Source organism: Sphingomonas cynarae, assembly GCF_039537815.1.
GTDB lineage: Bacteria > Pseudomonadota > Alphaproteobacteria > Sphingomonadales > Sphingomonadaceae > Sphingomonas > Sphingomonas cynarae.
In genome coordinates, this window is sequence record NZ_BAABBF010000002.1 from 287668 (window position 1) to 301883 (window position 14216).

The following is a 14216-nucleotide window of genomic DNA, read 5'->3' on the forward strand; positions in this document are numbered from 1 at the left end:
TGTCGTCTGATCGGGACGTGCCCCTTGGCGCGGATGCCCTCACTCGGCTATCGCGAACGCCGGCGAAACGGGGAAATGCGATCATGGTCAGGATTGGGACGGTCTGGGACCGCACGGTAGAGGTACTGAAGGGGCGGGCGAACATCCTGGTGCCGATCGCGGTGGCATCGCTGTTCCTCCCGTCGGTCGCCAACACCGCGCTGGCCGCATTCGGCCCGACCGGATCGGGGGCGATCGCGCTGCTGGGTGTGGCGGTCGCACTGGCGGTGCTGCTGGCGAACATCTGGGGCCAGCTGGCGATGCTGGCGGTGGCGACGCATCCCGCCACGACCCGCGCGGATGCCGGGCGACAGGCGACGGCGCGGCTGCTGCCGGCGCTGGGGGTGATCCTGGCGATGGCTGTGCTGTTCGCGCTGGCGCTGGTGCCACCGGTGGTCGTGATGATGAACGCCGGGATCGACCTGACGCGCGGCAACGTCGCGGTGCAATCGCTGCCGGCGGGCGTGTCGGGCTTTATCGGCCTGTATTCGATGGTGCTGGTGGTCGTGGCCTTCGTGGTGGGCGCGCGCCTGATCCTGCTCAACCCGGTGATCCTGAACGAACGCCGCGGGCTGGGCGCGGTGATGCGCTCGTTCCGGCTGACGCGGGGGCTGACGCTCAAGATCGTCGGGGTGATGATCCTGTTCGCGATCGTGCTGCTGGTGCCGATGCTGGCGGTCCAGACGGCGGTCGGGCTGGTCGCGCGGCTGATCCTGGGGGCGGATGCGTTGCCCACCATCGGTTTCCTCGCCGGCGTGGCGAGCGCGGCGGTGACCAGCCTGTTCTCGGTGGTGGCCGCGGCCTTTACCGCGCAGCTTTATGTCGCGGTGGTGGACGACCGCGAGGGCTGAGCGAGCATCGGGATCTGCGGCGCGGCGTCGGCGGGCAGGATCCCGGACACGCGGGGATCGGCGAACGTCTCCACCGTCCGCGCGACCGGGATAAAGCCGTGCCGGCGATAGAAGCCGAGCGCGGCGGGGTGATCAAGCGTACAGGTATGGACCCAGACGCGGGTAATCCCCTTGGTCCAGGCGCGCGCCAGCGCCTCTGCCATCAGCCAGTCCCCATGGCCCTTGCCCGCCAGTTCGGGAATCAGCCCGACATAGGACAGTTCGCAGGTGCCGGCTGTACGGGCATCCAGTTCGAGCATGCCGATCTCGATCCCGGCCCGGTCGACCGCCGCGAACACCGCGATCCCCGGATCGTCGAGGATCGCCCGCAACGCAGCATCCGGCATCACCAATCGTGAAAACCACAGCCAGCGCGCGCCGATCCGGCGGAACAGCGCCCGATAGCGCTCGGTATCCGGCCGTGCCCAGCGCACCAGCCGGAATGGCGATGCGGGCATCGGGCGAAGCGGCGGGCGGGTGCGTATCTCCAGCGTGGTGACGATCGTCGCCAGCTGATCCGGGGCGACGGCGGTCAGCGCCATCTATGCGCCTCCGATATCCCGCCAGCGGCTGGACGACGAAAGTTTTCCGCGGGAAACTCCGGGATCAATCCCATGTCGCGACCGGCGGCAGGCTCATCAGGATCGCATCGACGTTGCCGCCCGTCTTCAGCCCGAACAGCGTGCCGCGATCGTGGACGAGGTTGAATTCGGCATAGCGCCCGCGCCACGCGCGTTGCACCGCCATGTCGGCATCGGTGAAGGGCATCGCCATTCGCCGCCGCACGATGCGGGGATAGACGTCGAGGAACGCCTCGCCGACGCCGCGGGTGAAGGCGAAGGCGCGATCGAACGCGGCCCCGTCGTCCCCCGTTTCCAAATGGTCGTAGAAGATGCCGCCGACGCCGCGATGGACCTGACGATGGGGGATGTAGAAATATTCGTCCGCCCATGCCTTGTACCGGGCATGGCAATCGGGATCGTGGCGATCGCACGCGGCCTTCAGCGCGGCGTGGAAGTCCTCGGTATCCTCGGCGATCGGCAGTGGCGGGTTGAGATCGGCACCGCCGCCGAACCAGCGTTTCGTGGTGACCAGGAACCGCGTGTTCATATGGACCGCGGGCACATGCGGATTGGCCATGTGCGCGACCAGGCTGATGCCGGTGGCGAAGAAACGCGGGTCCTCGCCCGCGCCGTTGATGGTGCGCGCGAAGTCGCCTTCGAACGTGCCCGCGACGGTGGAGACGTTGACGCCCACCTTCTCGAACACCCGGCCCTTCATCACCCCGCGCACCCCGCCGCCACCGGGTTCGCCCGACGGATCGGTGCGGTCCCACGCGATGTAATCGAAGGCGGCGTCCGATCCCGCTTCCCGCTCGATATCCTCGAACGCCGTGCAGATGCGGGTGCGGAGATGTTCGAACCAGTGGCGGGCCTGGGTCTGTTCGTCGTCGAGCGGCTGCATCAGCGGCCCTGTAGCGGCGGGCAAGGCCGCACGTCGAGGCGGCAAAATGTCCCGATAGCCGCGATCATGGCCGCGATCCCGGCCAGCCGCCGGTCTGGCGCAGCGCCTCCGCCAGCACGATTGCGGCGGAAACCGACAGGTTGAGCGAGCGTAGCGGCGGCGCCATCGGGATCACCACGCGGGCATCGGCGCGGGTATGGACCTCATCGGGTACGCCCGCGCTCTCTCGCCCGAACAGCAGGACATCGTCGGGTGCAAAGGCGAAATCGTGGAGCGGCGTCGCGCCGCGCGTCGTCAGCAGCACCAGTCGCCCGGTCGCCTGCGCGGCAAAGGCCGGCCAGTCGACATGGCGGGTCAGGGCGACGTGATCGATGTAATCCATGCCCGCCCGCGCAACGCGCCGGTCGTCCCACTGGAATCCCATCGGCTCGATCAGGTCGACACCGGCTCCCAGACAGGCGGCGGTGCGCAGAACCGCGCCGACATTGCCGGCGATATCGGGTTGATAAAGGGCGATCCTCATGGGGCCTGTCCCTAGCGGCTTTGGCGGCGCGGCAAAATGCTGTTGGCAAAGCGGCGGCGCGGCGGCTAACACAGGTGACGGCCAGCCGTGGGGACGGAACAGAAGGCTGGCGGGCGGGCGCCGTTTCATGGCGCCGATCCGCGATACAGGTGAGGGTTACACTGCATGGCGATTGTCGAAGACCAGCTTCCCCCGGGCGAAGACCCGGCGCTTCTTCACGAAGAGGTCCACGATCCGCGCCGTCGCGACTTCATCAACATCGCCGCGGTATCGTTCGCCGGAGTCGGCGCGATCGCGATCGTGCTGCCGCTGGTCAACCAGATGAACCCGTCGGCCGACGTGCTGGCGCAGGCATCGACCGAGATCGACATCTCGAAGATCGCGCCCGGTCAGGCGATCAAGTCCTCGTTCCGCAAGCAACCGCTGTTCGTGCGCAACCTGACGCCCGCGGAGATCGCGGCGGCGGATGCGGTGTCGCTGAACGAACTGCGCGATCCCCAGTCGCTGGAGGAACGGACCAAGGCGGGCAAGAAGAACTGGCTCATCACGCTGGGCGTCTGCACCCATCTCGGCTGCGTGCCGCTGGGCGCGGGCGAGGGCGAGAACAAGGGGCCGTTCGGCGGCTATTTTTGCCCGTGCCATGGCTCGGCCTACGACACCGCCGGGCGCATCCGGCAGGGACCGGCGCCGACCAACCTGCACGTTCCCGAATACACGTTCAATTCCGACACCGTCGTGACGGTGGGTTGAGGTAGCCGCACATGAGCTTTCCCTGGGCCAAGCATTATGAGCCGAAGCAGCCGCTGATGCGGTGGCTGGACGAGAAGCTTCCCGTCCCGCGCCTTGTCTACAACGCGGTCGGCGCCGGTTATCCGGTGCCACGCAACCTCAACTATTTCTGGAACTTCGGCGTGCTTGCGGGCGCAGCGCTGGGCATCCAGATCATCACCGGCATCGTGCTGGCAATGCATTATGCCGCCAATGCCGGCGTCGCCTTCGGCTCGGTCGAAAGCATCATGCGTGACGTGAACGCCGGCTGGTTCCTGCGCTATGCGCACGCCAACGGCGCGTCGATGTTTCTGCTGGTCGTCTATATCCATATCGGGCGCGGCCTGTATTACGGGTCGTACAAGGCGCCGCGGGAGATGGTGTGGCTGCTCGGCGTGGTCATCTTCCTGCTGATGATGGCGACCGCGTTCATGGGCTATGTCCTCCCCTGGGGGCAGATGAGCTTCTGGGGGGCGCAGGTCATCACCGGCTTCTTCTCGGCGATACCTTTGGTGGGCGAGACGATCCGGGTCTGGCTGCTGGGCGGCTTCGCGCCGGACAACGCCGCGCTCAACCGCTTCTTCTCGCTGCATTATCTGCTGCCGTTCGTGACTGCGGGCGTCATCATCCTGCACATCTGGGCGCTGCACATCCCCGGCTCGAACAACCCGACCGGTGTCGACGTGAAGGGCGAACAGGACACGGTGCCGTTCCATCCCTATTACACCGCCAAGGATGCGGTGGGGCTGGGCGTATTCCTGCTGATCTTCGCGGCGCTGATCTTCTTCAGCCCGAACCTGCTCGGCCATCCGGACAATTACATCGAGGCGAACCCGCTCTCGACGCCGGCGCACATCGTCCCCGAATGGTACTTCCTGCCCTTCTACGCGATTCTGAAGAGCTTCACCGCGGACTTCATCATCCCGGCCAAGCTGTGGGGCGTGCTGGCGATGTTCGGGTCGATCCTGCTGCTGTTCTTCCTGCCGTGGCTCGACAGTTCGCCGGTGCGCTCGTCCAACTTCCGGCCGAAATACCGGGCGTTCCTGATCGTCCTGCTCTTCGACGTGCTGCTGCTCGGCTATGTCGGCGGAGCGGAGGCGAATGCACGCAACGTCGTGCTGGGACAGATCGCATCGGCCTATTACTTCCTCCACTTCCTCGTGATCCTGCCGCTGGTATCGCGGTCGGAACGGCCGCGCGCGCTGCCGGGGTCGATCACCGAGGCGGTGCTGACCAAGCACGGGGGCACCAGCCCCGCCCAGACCGCGCTGGCGAACTGACAAGGGACGGATACGCAACATGGTTCGTTTCATCGCAATGCTGGTCGGCGCGGCCTTCACGTTCGTGCTGGCGCTGGCGCTCTGGGGGACGGTGTCCACCGCGATCACCGATCCCGCGCCCGAAAGCGCGGAGCATGAGTTCCACCTGCATCCGAAGGATGCGGAGCTTTCGTCGGCCGGCTTCTTCGGCAAGTTCGACCGCCGTCAGCTTCAGCGTGGCTTTCAGGTCTACAAGGAAGTGTGCGCCGCCTGCCACAGCCTGAAATATGTCGCCTTCCGCGATCTGGAAGAGATCGGCTATTCCGAGCCCGAGGTGAAGGCGATCGCCAACCAGTGGGTGATCGAAACGCCGTCGGTGAACCCCGATACGGGTGAGGCGACGACGCGCAAGAATGTGCCCAGCGATCACTTCCCGTCGCCCTTCGCCAACGAGGTCGCGGCCCGGGCTGCCAACAACAATGCGCTGCCGCCCGACCTGTCGCTTATCACCAAGGCGCGGCATGACGGGCCTAACTATCTCTATTCGCTGATCGGGCCGGGTGCCTATCGCAACCAGCCGGCCGAGTTGGTGAAGGAGTTCCCCGGATCGAAGACGCCGCCGGGGCTGCACTACAATCCGTATTTCGCGAACCTGAACATCGCGATGCCGCCGCCGCTGACCGCGGACGGGCAGGTGACGTATACCGACGGCACCCGCGCGACGCATGAACAGATGTCGCGTGACGTTGCGGCATTCCTGACCTGGACCGCCGAGCCCAAGCTGGAATCGCGCCACGCCGCCGGCTTTGCCTCGGTCGTGTTCCTGCTGATCTTCTGCTTCCTCGCCTGGGGCGCGTATCAAAACGTCTGGCGCGACATCAAGCACTGACAGCCACGTCACGCAGCGACGTTCAAGGGCGGCGGGGGAAACTCCAGCCGCCCTTTTTTCGTCCCGCTTCAACCCTGGTTCAGCCATGTACCGTCAGAGAACGTCAGGGGAACGAAGGCCGGTATAGCCACGTTGGTCCCTGTCGACAGCGCTTATCCTGCTGTTACCCGTCGTATGGGAGAGATGTGATGTTCGCACGGACGTTCGGATTGCTGGGCCTGCTGGTCGGTATCGGTGCGGGACTGGGTGGATGTACCGATGGCTATGGCTATTCGGGCGTCAATGTCGGTTACGGATCGACGGGCTATTACGATCCCTATGGTCCGGATTACGGCTATGCAGGGTTGGCCGGCGGTTATGCGTCACCCTATTATGGCTGGTACGGCGACTATTATTATCCGGGTACGGGCGTCTATGTGTATGATCGCCAGCGTCGTCGCCAAGTCTGGAACGACGGGCAGCGCCGCTATTGGGAGGGGCGCCGCGGTGGTTATCGCAACGGTCAGGTCCGGAACAACTGGGCCGACTTCCGACGTGACGTACGGCAGGAACGGCGTGATTATCGCGGCGATGTTCGCGAAGTTCGGCAAGCCCGCCGCAATGGCGTGATCGACCGGAATCAGGCCCGTGCCGGTAGGCAGCAGGCGCAACGCGAGTATCGTGGGGACGTGCGCCGTGCGTGGCGCGAAACCCGTCAGGAAAATCGCGCGGTGCGGCAGGGAGGCCGTGGCGGCGATCGTCCGTTCCGCGGTGGCGGGCAGGGGCCACGTGGCGGTGTTCGCCCGGCCCCCAACATCCCCTGATCGCCCGATCGGCGCGAACGGTCAGCCCGCCGTTCGCGTCGCGATCATGCTGTTCGATATGAAACCCATCACCGCCACATCGTCCTGATTGTAGACCGTCATCCGGCTGCGATAGATGCCCATGGCCGGTCGACTGGCCGAACGTCGCTTCTCCAGCACTTCGCTTTCGCAACGCAACCGGTCGCCCGGGTAGACGGGCTTCAGCCAGCGCAGTTCGTCGATCCCCGGCGATCCCAGCCCCGCCTCGCCGTGCCGTTCGAGTTGTTCGACGATCATCGCCATCGTCATCGCGCAGGTGTGCCAGCCGGAGGCGGACAACCGCCCGAAATGTGTCGCCGCCGCCGCCTCGTCGGACAGGTGAAAAGGTTGCGGATCGTAGCGGCGGGCAAAGTCGATCACCTCGTCGCGGGTGACGGCATAATCCCCGAAGCCCGCCGTGCTGCCGACCTCCACATCCTCGAAATAGCGCATTCTATCTTCTCCTGGGCTGCAATGTTGTCGGCCGATGTCGCCGTTTGTCCAGCCCGGAGGTCCGCGGGCGCTTGTGCCGTAGCCGGACACGGACACCTTGGTTGCTGATGGATGGTACGTTCCCATTGCGGTACGCTGCACCCGACGAGCGCGTTCAGCGGGGGCAAAATCGTCGGGGGAACGGATCATGGCAAGGGGAAACAGCCCGACAGGCACGTCCGCGAGCCGGGACGCGTCGCTTGATGTTGGCCGCTACCTGCTGCTTGTCGGGGTGATCGCACTGCACCTGATGGCGCTGGTACCAGCTGATCGATTCGGCTGGTGGTCTATCGCCGTGCTGAACCTCTCGCATATCGCTGTACCCGTTTATCTGATCGTGGCGGGCTACTTCCTGTCGTGGCGGACGCGCAGCTATCGCCGGTGCGTGACTCAACCGATCATCCGTCTGGTGCCGCTTCACCTGTTCTGGCTGGGCATCTACATCGTCCATTACGAAGTGACGATGCGGTTCGCCTGGGATTGGGGGCCGCAGATCCTGTTCAATGGTGGTCCGGCCTACCACCTGTGGTTTCTGCCTGCCCTGCTGGTCGCGCTGATCCTGGTCGCCGTGACCAGCAGGGTGGCGGGATTATGGGGTGCCCTGCTGGTCTGTGCCATCCTGGCGGCGATCGGTCTGTCGCGGGGCGCGTTCCACGACATGCTCGGTATGCCGGGTACGGCACAGCGAGCGGGTATCCTGATGGCACCGATGTTCGTCTGGATGGGCGCCGCGATGCGTGCCTTCTTCCCCGACCGGGTAGACCGTCGGATGATATGGGCAATCGTCGCGGTCCTGATCGTCATGCAGGCCGTCGAGAATGCTGTGTTCAGCCATTTGTCGGCCGGACACGTCATGATCGTGCGCGCCTTTCCCCTCACCATGTTCGCAACCGGCGCTGCCGTCTTCCTCGCGATTCGGTCGATACCGGCGTCGCTGTGGCCGCAATGGCTGGTTGAGCAGAGCCGGTGTACGCTCGGCGTCTATGCGGTGCATCTGCTCGTGATCTATTCGATCGGCGGTTGGATCGTGCCGACCGGGCCGGTCAGCCTGTTGCTGCTAGTGGCGATCGTGTTGGCCATCTCGTCACTGATTGCCCGCGCGATGACGATGATCCGCCCCCTGCAACGATTCGTGATCTGATCGCCAAGCCGATCAGGCGATCACGTCGATCCAGTCGGGCAGGTCTGCCAGCCGTGTCAGGCGGCGGAAGCGGGGATGGTCCGCCGGGGTATCCGCCTGTTCGTGGCTCCATGCCAGCGGCTGGGGGATATGCGCGGCCCAGCCGCCGGCCGCCAGCGTCGGTAATATATCCGACCGCATCGAATCGCCCGCCATTACCGCCTCATGGGGCGCAACGCCGTGCCGGTCGAACAGGCGGCGGAAGACATCGGGTGTCTTGTCGCTGACGATCTCGACGCCGGCAAACCGGTCGCCCAAGCCAGAGGCGGCAAGCTTGGCCTCCTGATGGAGCAGGTCGCCCTTGGTCACCAGCACGAGCGCGGCACGGCGGCCAAGCGCATCCAGCGTATCGGCGATCCCGTCCAGCAATTCGACCGGATGCGCCATCAGCCGGCGACCCGCTGCGAGGATGTCGGCGATCACCGCCACCGGCAGCCGGTCACCGCCCAGTTCGATCGCCGTTTCGATCATCGACAGGGTGAAACCCTTGGCGCCGTAGCCATAATGCGGGAGGTTACGGATTTCGCACGCCGCTAGCGCCGCCCGTGCGGCGGGTTCGTCGGCGAACGGCGCCAGCATCGCCGCCAGTGCGCTCTGCGTCCCGTCGAAGAAGCGCATGTTGTGCCACAGCGTATCGTCCGCATCGAGGCAGATCAGCCGGATCGTCATGCGCCGCGCGCCTCCCGCTTCCGGCCGGTCAGACGTTGAAGCGGAACAGCATCACGTCGCCGTCCTGCACGACATATTCCTTGCCTTCCTGCCGCAGCTTGCCCGCATCGCGCGCACCGGTTTCGCCCTTGCAGGCGATATAGTCGTCGAACGCGGTCGTCTCGGCGCGGATGAAGCCGCGTTCGAAATCGGTGTGGATCGCGCCGGCCGCCTGCGGGGCCTTCGCGCCGACATCGACGGTCCATGCGCGGGCCTCCTTCGGCCCGACCGTGAAGAAGGTGAGCAGGTGGAGCAGCTTGTAGCCGGCGCGGATCACCCGGGCGAGGCCGGTTTCGGTCAGGCCCAACTCGCCTAGGAACTCGCCCCGTTCCTCCGGCGGCATGGTCGCGATCTCCGCCTCGATCGCGGCGGAGACGACGACCGCCTCTGCTCCTTCGGCCTTCGCCTTGGCGAAGACGCGTGCGGAAAACGCGTTGCCGTCCGCCGCATTCGCCTCGTCGACGTTGCAGACGTAGAGCACGGGCTTGGCGGTGAGCAGTTGCGCCTGCGCGAACGCCTTTTCCTCATCGGCATCGGCGGGCACGGTCAATCGTGCCGGCTTACCCTCACGCAGCAGGTCAAGCGCGCGGCCCAGCACGACGGCGGCGGACTTGGCCTCCTTGTCGCCCTGCTGGCCCTTCTTGACGAGGTTCGGCACCCGCTTTTCGAGGCTTTCGAGGTCAGACAGCATCAGTTCGGTCTCGACCGTCTCGGCATCGGCGATCGGATCGACCTTGCCTTCGACATGGGTGATGTCGCCATCCTCGAAACACCGCAGCACGTGGACGATCGCGTCCACCTCGCGGATGTTACCGAGGAACTGGTTGCCCAGCCCTTCGCCCTTCGACGCGCCGCGCACCAGCCCGGCGATGTCGACGAAGGCGAGCTGGGTTTCGATGATCTTCGCGGAGCCCGCGATCGCGGCGAGTTGTTCCAGCCGGGGGTCGGGCACCGCGACGTTGCCGACGTTCGGCTCGATCGTGCAGAACGGATAATTAGCGGCCTGCGCCGCCGCCGTCTCGGTCAGGGCGTTGAAAAGGGTGGACTTGCCCACATTGGGCAGGCCCACGATGCCGCAGCGGAAACCCATGGTCGTTCCTGATGGTAAGGGGGAGTTGACCTCCCTCTAGCGCGGCGACGCATGATGCTCAATGTCGGGACGACGGGTCCCGACGCGGCGTCAGCGATAGTTGAAGCTGACGCTGATGCGTTCGCCCTTGGCGGCGTTGGTGACGACCTCGTGGCGCAGCCAGCTTTCCCACAACAGCACGGTACCCGGTTCGGGCCGCACGGTCTGGAACGTCGCCATCCCCGCTGGCGCATCGGCACGGCGGGGCGGTGCGGCCATCAACATCGGCAGGCGAGGGTCTTCCAGCTTCAACCCGCCCGCGCCATCGGGCATCGTCACGTACAGCGTGCCGGAGACGACGCTGTGCGGATGCAGGTGCGCGCCGTGATGCCCGCCGGGTTTCAGGAAATTGACCCACAGGCTGTCCAGTTTCAGCCGCTTGCCACCCAGATCGAACGCACAGGCATCTGCGAAACGCGCGACGTGACGGTCGAGCAGGCGTTTCAGGTCAGCAAACACGGGGTCGCGGATCGGCAGATCGTTGAGCGATGCGTAGGAAGTGTAGCCGCGATACCCATGCTCGCGACACCAGCGGCGGCCGGCCCCGTCCTCGGCGGCCAGCATGCGGATCGAATGCTCCAAATCGGCGATCAGCGTATCGTCGCCAAGCCGGTCTTCGTAGAGGAGCGTAGGGAAAAGCTGTCGTACCGTCATGCACCCCGGCGTGCGGCGCATGACGGGGTGGTGTCAACCGTCGAGGATCACCCCAGCCGGACCGCCGCGCGGACCATCGCCGACACCAGGGCACCGGCTTCGTCGCCGACCAGTGCGGCGGCGGCACCGCGGGCCGGGGCGATCCGGTCGTCACGGACCAGACGCCACAGCGCGATCACCACCGCTTCGGTTTCCTCGACGGTGGAATGGCAGGGCCGCTGGAACACCAGTGTCTCGGTCGATTCGCGATCGAGCACCCGCATGGCCGTATCGAATGCAGCGGCGGCATCGGCACCGCCATGCTCAGCGAATCCGCCCGCCGTCATCGTTTCGGGTGATCCGGCCAGCGTCAGCGCGTGGACCCAGGCGCGGGTGGCATCGAGCAGGAACCGCTCGAACGGCGGCAGATCGGCGACGGGACGGTCGATCAGGTCATACATCAGGCGTGCTCTACCCGCTAATGAGAATGCCTCTCACTATGCTGTTTGCGGGTCAGGGTCAATCGAAACCGCATGCACAAGCAAACACCCGCCGTACCGGACGACCGGTTCGGCGGGTGTTCGCATCGATAGGACAGTACTTCCTGCCGGAGCAGGCGCAGACGGGATCAGCCGGCGACGGCGGCCTTCAGTTGATCGACCAGATCAGTCTTTTCCCAGGTGAACAGATCACCCTCAGGATCGCGGCCGAAATGACCATAGGCGGCCGACTTGACGTAGATCGGCGCGTTCAGCTTCAGATGCTGACGGATGCCCTTGGGCGTCAGGCGGACGAGCTGAGGCAGCACCCGCTCCAGCGTCGCTTCATCGACCGTACCGGTGCCATGCGTGTCGACATAGACCGACAGCGGCTCGGCGATGCCGATCGCATAGGACAGCTGGATCGTGCAACGCTTGGCGAGGCCGGCGGCGACGACGTTCTTCGCCAGATAGCGTGCGACATAGGCGGCGGACCGGTCGACCTTGGTCGGGTCCTTGCCGCTGAATGCGCCGCCGCCATGGGGGGCGGCACCGCCATAGGTGTCGACGATGATCTTGCGCCCGGTCAGCCCGGCGTCGCCGTCCGGCCCGCCGATCTCGAACGCGCCGGTCGGGTTGATGTAGATTTTGGTTGCGTCGGTTATGAAGCCGGCGGGCAGGGTGCTGGTCAGCACGCCGGTGACATAGGATTTCAGCTCGTCGTATTTCGCCGCATCGGCATTCTGCCCCTGCAGGCAATATCCCGCCTTGTGCTGGGTCGACACCACCAGCGCGACCGCGCCGACCGGCACGCCGTTTTCGTATTGCAGCGTCACCTGGCTCTTGGCGTCGGGCTCCAGGAACGGCGCCTTGCCGGAATGGCGATCGGCAGCCATCGTCTCCAGGATCTTGTGGCTGTAATAGAGCGTCGCCGGCATCAGGCCGGGCGTCTCGTCGGTGGCATAACCGAACATGATGCCTTGGTCGCCGGCACCCTCGTCCTTGTTCGAGCCTTCGTCGACGCCCATCGCGATTTCGGCGGACTGGCCGTGAAGGTTGTTCTCGAACGTGAAGGTTTCCCAGTGGAAGCCGGACTGCTCGTAGCCGATGCGGCGGACCGTCGCGCGCACGGCGGCTTCGATCTCGGCCAGCGCGCCCTCTGCCCACTCGCCATTCTCGTAAACGCCCTTACAGCGGATTTCACCGGCGAGGACGACGAGGTTGGTCGTCGTCAGCGTCTCGCACGCGATCCGCGCCTCGGCATCCTTGGACAGGAACAGGTCGACGATCGTGTCGCTGATCTGGTCCGCGACCTTGTCGGGATGACCTTCCGAAACCGATTCGGACGTAAAGATATATGAAGAGCGCATGAGGGCCTCATAAAGATATAAAGATAGCTTTATATTGGCTTTATCGTTCCCGGCGCCGAATGGCAACGCCGACGGTGACCAGCAACAGCACGACGAGGGCGGCCAGCGCGTTGCCGATCCGGGCGAACGGGGTCGGGATCAGGGCGGGGGGGATCGGTGCCTCGATCGCACCTGCCGTCTCGTGCGGGACGGTGGCGAGCAGGCGGCCATCGGCGGCGATGATCGCGGAAATGCCGGTGGGGGTGGCGCGGACGATGGGCAGACCCTCCTCGATCGCACGCATCCGCGCCTGCGCCAGATGCTGCGGCGGGCCCCAGCGGCCGAACCACGCATCGTTGGAGGGGTTGAAGATCAGGCGGGGGCGCAGGGCCGGGTCGACGACCTCACCCGAAAAGATGATCTCGTAGCATATCTGGATACCGACCGCGCCGAACCCCGGCCATGTCAGCGCGTGCGGCCCCGGCCCCGGCGAGAAATCGATGCTGCCGGGCACCAGCCGCGCCAGACCCAGCGGCTTCAACAGCCATGGCATCGGCAGATACTCGCCATAGGGCACCAGATGCGCCTTGTCGTACCGTCCGACGATGCGCGCATCGGGGCCGATCGCCAGCACCGAATTGGCGGCGCCGACAATATTGCCGTCCGCGTCGAAGGCGAGTCGCGGCGCATTGGTCATCACCCTGTCGCGTGGCCCCAGCACGTCGGCGATGCGGGTCCGCAGCCAGAAGGGGCGGCGGCCCAGATAGGCATAGTCGGGATAGCCGCTTTCCAGCATGTCCTGCACCAGCCCTTCCGGCCAGACGATCAACCGCTGCACCGGCCCCGGCTTCCCCGACAGGCGGATGAGTGCGGCCAGCGACTTTTCGCCGGCGCCCTCGCGTTCCTCGTTGCCGATATTGGGCTGGACGATGCGGATGAGCGGTGTGCCGGGCGACGCATCGGGCGCATTGGTCCACAACGCCGACAGGGCGGCGAGGCCGGTCGCGGGCACGACGATCGTCGGCAACAGCCATCGCCGCCGCGCCAGTTGCAACAGCGCCCCGGCGACGACGATCGTCAGCCCGGACAGCGCATAGGTGCCGATCCATGCCGACAGCCGCGCGACCCCGATCACCGGCAGCCACACGACGCCCAGCGGGTCCCACGCATAGCCGGTGAACAACACCGCGCGCAGATACTCGGTCGCGATCCAGGCGGCGGCGAAGAACATTACATAGGCGATGTCCGGCATCCCTCCGCGAAACCGCCAGGCGAACCCTGCCGCCGCCATCGGAAACATCGCGAGATACAGCGCCAACGCGACCGCGGCGAAATAACCCAGCACCGGCGGCATCGCGTCCTGAAAGTCGAACGCGTGCTGGAACCAGTTGTTGTTGACGGTGAAGTGGCCCAGCCCGAACAGCCAGCCGCGCGACAGGGCGGTACGGAACGTCGGCGCGGCATGAACCAGCGCCATCCAGATCGCCAGACAGGCAATCGTCAACAGCCACAGATCAAGCGGCGCGAAACCGCAGGCGGCGACGGTGCCGAGCAGAATGCAGGCGAGGGCAGGGAAGCGGACCATCGCGCTGC

General features: G+C 65.8%; 16 protein-coding genes. 6 read left to right on the forward strand and 10 right to left on the reverse strand.

The window, feature by feature from the left end:
- Positions 1 to 83: 83 nt before the first annotated feature.
- On the forward strand, positions 84 to 890 hold the full coding sequence (locus tag ABD719_RS04610; protein WP_344692212.1) for a hypothetical protein: 807 nt from the start codon (positions 84 to 86) through the stop codon (positions 888 to 890).
- Here the strand turns inward: ABD719_RS04610 and ABD719_RS04615 are convergent.
- The 3 genes from ABD719_RS04615 to ABD719_RS04625 form a co-directional block, all read right to left on the reverse strand.
- Complete coding sequence (locus tag ABD719_RS04615; protein ID WP_344692213.1) at positions 857 to 1471, reverse strand: GNAT family N-acetyltransferase; 615 nt, start codon at positions 1469 to 1471, stop codon at positions 857 to 859. The genes ABD719_RS04610 and ABD719_RS04615 overlap by 34 nt on opposite strands.
- Before the next feature lie 64 nt (positions 1472 to 1535).
- Entirely contained in the window at positions 1536 to 2393 is an 858-nt protein-coding gene (hemF, locus tag ABD719_RS04620) for an oxygen-dependent coproporphyrinogen oxidase (RefSeq protein WP_344692214.1), read from the reverse strand.
- A gap of 64 nt (positions 2394 to 2457) precedes the next feature.
- Positions 2458 to 2916 (reverse strand): tRNA (cytidine(34)-2'-O)-methyltransferase, encoded by a 459-nt coding sequence (locus ABD719_RS04625; protein WP_344692215.1) that lies wholly within the window; start codon positions 2914 to 2916, stop codon positions 2458 to 2460.
- Positions 2917 to 3081: 165 nt separating this feature from the next.
- Between ABD719_RS04625 and petA the strand changes: the two genes are divergently transcribed.
- The 4 genes from petA (at position 3082) to ABD719_RS04645 (ending at position 6635) form a co-directional block, all read left to right on the forward strand.
- A complete protein-coding gene (gene petA / locus ABD719_RS04630; protein ID WP_192125419.1) occupies positions 3082 to 3666 on the forward strand; it encodes a ubiquinol-cytochrome c reductase iron-sulfur subunit in 585 nt (194 codons plus the stop codon).
- Between the two features lie 11 nt (positions 3667 to 3677).
- Entirely contained in the window at positions 3678 to 4964 is a 1287-nt protein-coding gene (locus ABD719_RS04635) for a cytochrome b (RefSeq protein ID WP_192125420.1), read from the forward strand.
- A gap of 19 nt (positions 4965 to 4983) precedes the next feature.
- Positions 4984 to 5832, forward strand: a complete 849-nt coding sequence (locus ABD719_RS04640; protein ID WP_344692216.1) for a cytochrome c1 — start codon at positions 4984 to 4986, stop codon at positions 5830 to 5832.
- Positions 5833 to 6020: 188 nt separating this feature from the next.
- On the forward strand, positions 6021 to 6635 hold the full coding sequence (locus ABD719_RS04645) for a peptidase (protein ID WP_344692217.1): 615 nt from the start codon (positions 6021 to 6023) through the stop codon (positions 6633 to 6635).
- Between the two features lie 21 nt (positions 6636 to 6656).
- Here ABD719_RS04645 and ABD719_RS04650 read toward each other — a convergent pair whose 3' ends face one another.
- Positions 6657 to 7106 carry a MaoC family dehydratase gene (locus ABD719_RS04650; RefSeq protein ID WP_344692218.1) on the reverse strand — a complete coding sequence of 150 codons (450 nt, stop codon included), beginning with the start codon at positions 7104 to 7106 and terminating at the stop codon, positions 6657 to 6659.
- A gap of 187 nt (positions 7107 to 7293) precedes the next feature.
- Here ABD719_RS04650 and ABD719_RS04655 point away from each other — a divergent pair, with 187 nt between their 5' ends.
- A complete protein-coding gene (locus tag ABD719_RS04655; protein WP_344692219.1) occupies positions 7294 to 8286 on the forward strand; it encodes an acyltransferase family protein in 993 nt (330 codons plus the stop codon).
- Between the two features lie 12 nt (positions 8287 to 8298).
- Here the strand turns inward: ABD719_RS04655 and ABD719_RS04660 are convergent, their stop codons facing one another.
- From ABD719_RS04660 to lnt, 6 genes are all read right to left on the reverse strand, one after another.
- Complete coding sequence (locus ABD719_RS04660; protein ID WP_344692220.1) at positions 8299 to 8994, reverse strand: HAD family hydrolase; 696 nt, start codon at positions 8992 to 8994, stop codon at positions 8299 to 8301.
- 28 nt (positions 8995 to 9022) lie between these two features.
- Positions 9023 to 10123: a redox-regulated ATPase YchF gene (gene ychF / locus ABD719_RS04665; RefSeq protein ID WP_344692221.1), complete on the reverse strand. Its 1101-nt coding sequence runs from the start codon at positions 10121 to 10123 to the stop codon at positions 9023 to 9025.
- A 90-nt stretch (positions 10124 to 10213) separates the two neighbouring features.
- A complete protein-coding gene (locus ABD719_RS04670) occupies positions 10214 to 10816 on the reverse strand; it encodes a TIGR02466 family protein (RefSeq protein ID WP_344692222.1) in 603 nt (200 codons plus the stop codon).
- 47 nt (positions 10817 to 10863) lie between these two features.
- A complete protein-coding gene (locus ABD719_RS04675) occupies positions 10864 to 11256 on the reverse strand; it encodes a hypothetical protein (protein WP_344692223.1) in 393 nt (130 codons plus the stop codon).
- A 167-nt stretch (positions 11257 to 11423) separates the two neighbouring features.
- The gene (gene metK, locus ABD719_RS04680; RefSeq protein WP_344692225.1) at positions 11424 to 12644 is read right to left on the reverse strand and encodes a methionine adenosyltransferase; all 1221 of its coding nucleotides are present in this window, start codon (positions 12642 to 12644) and stop codon (positions 11424 to 11426) included.
- Between the two features lie 40 nt (positions 12645 to 12684).
- Positions 12685 to 14208 (reverse strand): apolipoprotein N-acyltransferase, encoded by a 1524-nt coding sequence (gene lnt, locus ABD719_RS04685; protein ID WP_344692226.1) that lies wholly within the window; start codon positions 14206 to 14208, stop codon positions 12685 to 12687.
- Positions 14209 to 14216 lie beyond the last annotated feature (8 nt).

What these genes read in the sequence shown, in the direction of transcription:
- ABD719_RS04610 (WP_344692212.1), top strand. Translation starts at nt 84, where the DNA reads ATGGTCAGGATTGGGACGGTCTGGGACCGCACGGTAGAGGTACTGAAG.
- ABD719_RS04615 (WP_344692213.1), bottom strand. Translation starts at nt 1,471, where the DNA reads ATGGCGCTGACCGCCGTCGCCCCGGATCAGCTGGCGACGATCGTCACC.
- hemF (WP_344692214.1), bottom strand. Translation starts at nt 2,393, where the DNA reads ATGCAGCCGCTCGACGACGAACAGACCCAGGCCCGCCACTGGTTCGAA.
- ABD719_RS04625 (WP_344692215.1), bottom strand. Translation starts at nt 2,916, where the DNA reads ATGAGGATCGCCCTTTATCAACCCGATATCGCCGGCAATGTCGGCGCG.
- petA (WP_192125419.1), top strand. Translation starts at nt 3,082, where the DNA reads ATGGCGATTGTCGAAGACCAGCTTCCCCCGGGCGAAGACCCGGCGCTT.
- ABD719_RS04635 (WP_192125420.1), top strand. Translation starts at nt 3,678, where the DNA reads ATGAGCTTTCCCTGGGCCAAGCATTATGAGCCGAAGCAGCCGCTGATG.
- ABD719_RS04640 (WP_344692216.1), top strand. Translation starts at nt 4,984, where the DNA reads ATGGTTCGTTTCATCGCAATGCTGGTCGGCGCGGCCTTCACGTTCGTG.
- ABD719_RS04645 (WP_344692217.1), top strand. Translation starts at nt 6,021, where the DNA reads ATGTTCGCACGGACGTTCGGATTGCTGGGCCTGCTGGTCGGTATCGGT.
- ABD719_RS04650 (WP_344692218.1), bottom strand. Translation starts at nt 7,106, where the DNA reads ATGCGCTATTTCGAGGATGTGGAGGTCGGCAGCACGGCGGGCTTCGGG.
- ABD719_RS04655 (WP_344692219.1), top strand. Translation starts at nt 7,294, where the DNA reads ATGGCAAGGGGAAACAGCCCGACAGGCACGTCCGCGAGCCGGGACGCG.
- ABD719_RS04660 (WP_344692220.1), bottom strand. Translation starts at nt 8,994, where the DNA reads ATGACGATCCGGCTGATCTGCCTCGATGCGGACGATACGCTGTGGCAC.
- ychF (WP_344692221.1), bottom strand. Translation starts at nt 10,123, where the DNA reads ATGGGTTTCCGCTGCGGCATCGTGGGCCTGCCCAATGTGGGCAAGTCC.
- ABD719_RS04670 (WP_344692222.1), bottom strand. Translation starts at nt 10,816, where the DNA reads ATGACGGTACGACAGCTTTTCCCTACGCTCCTCTACGAAGACCGGCTT.
- ABD719_RS04675 (WP_344692223.1), bottom strand. Translation starts at nt 11,256, where the DNA reads ATGTATGACCTGATCGACCGTCCCGTCGCCGATCTGCCGCCGTTCGAG.
- metK (WP_344692225.1), bottom strand. Translation starts at nt 12,644, where the DNA reads ATGCGCTCTTCATATATCTTTACGTCCGAATCGGTTTCGGAAGGTCAT.
- lnt (WP_344692226.1), bottom strand. Translation starts at nt 14,208, where the DNA reads ATGGTCCGCTTCCCTGCCCTCGCCTGCATTCTGCTCGGCACCGTCGCC.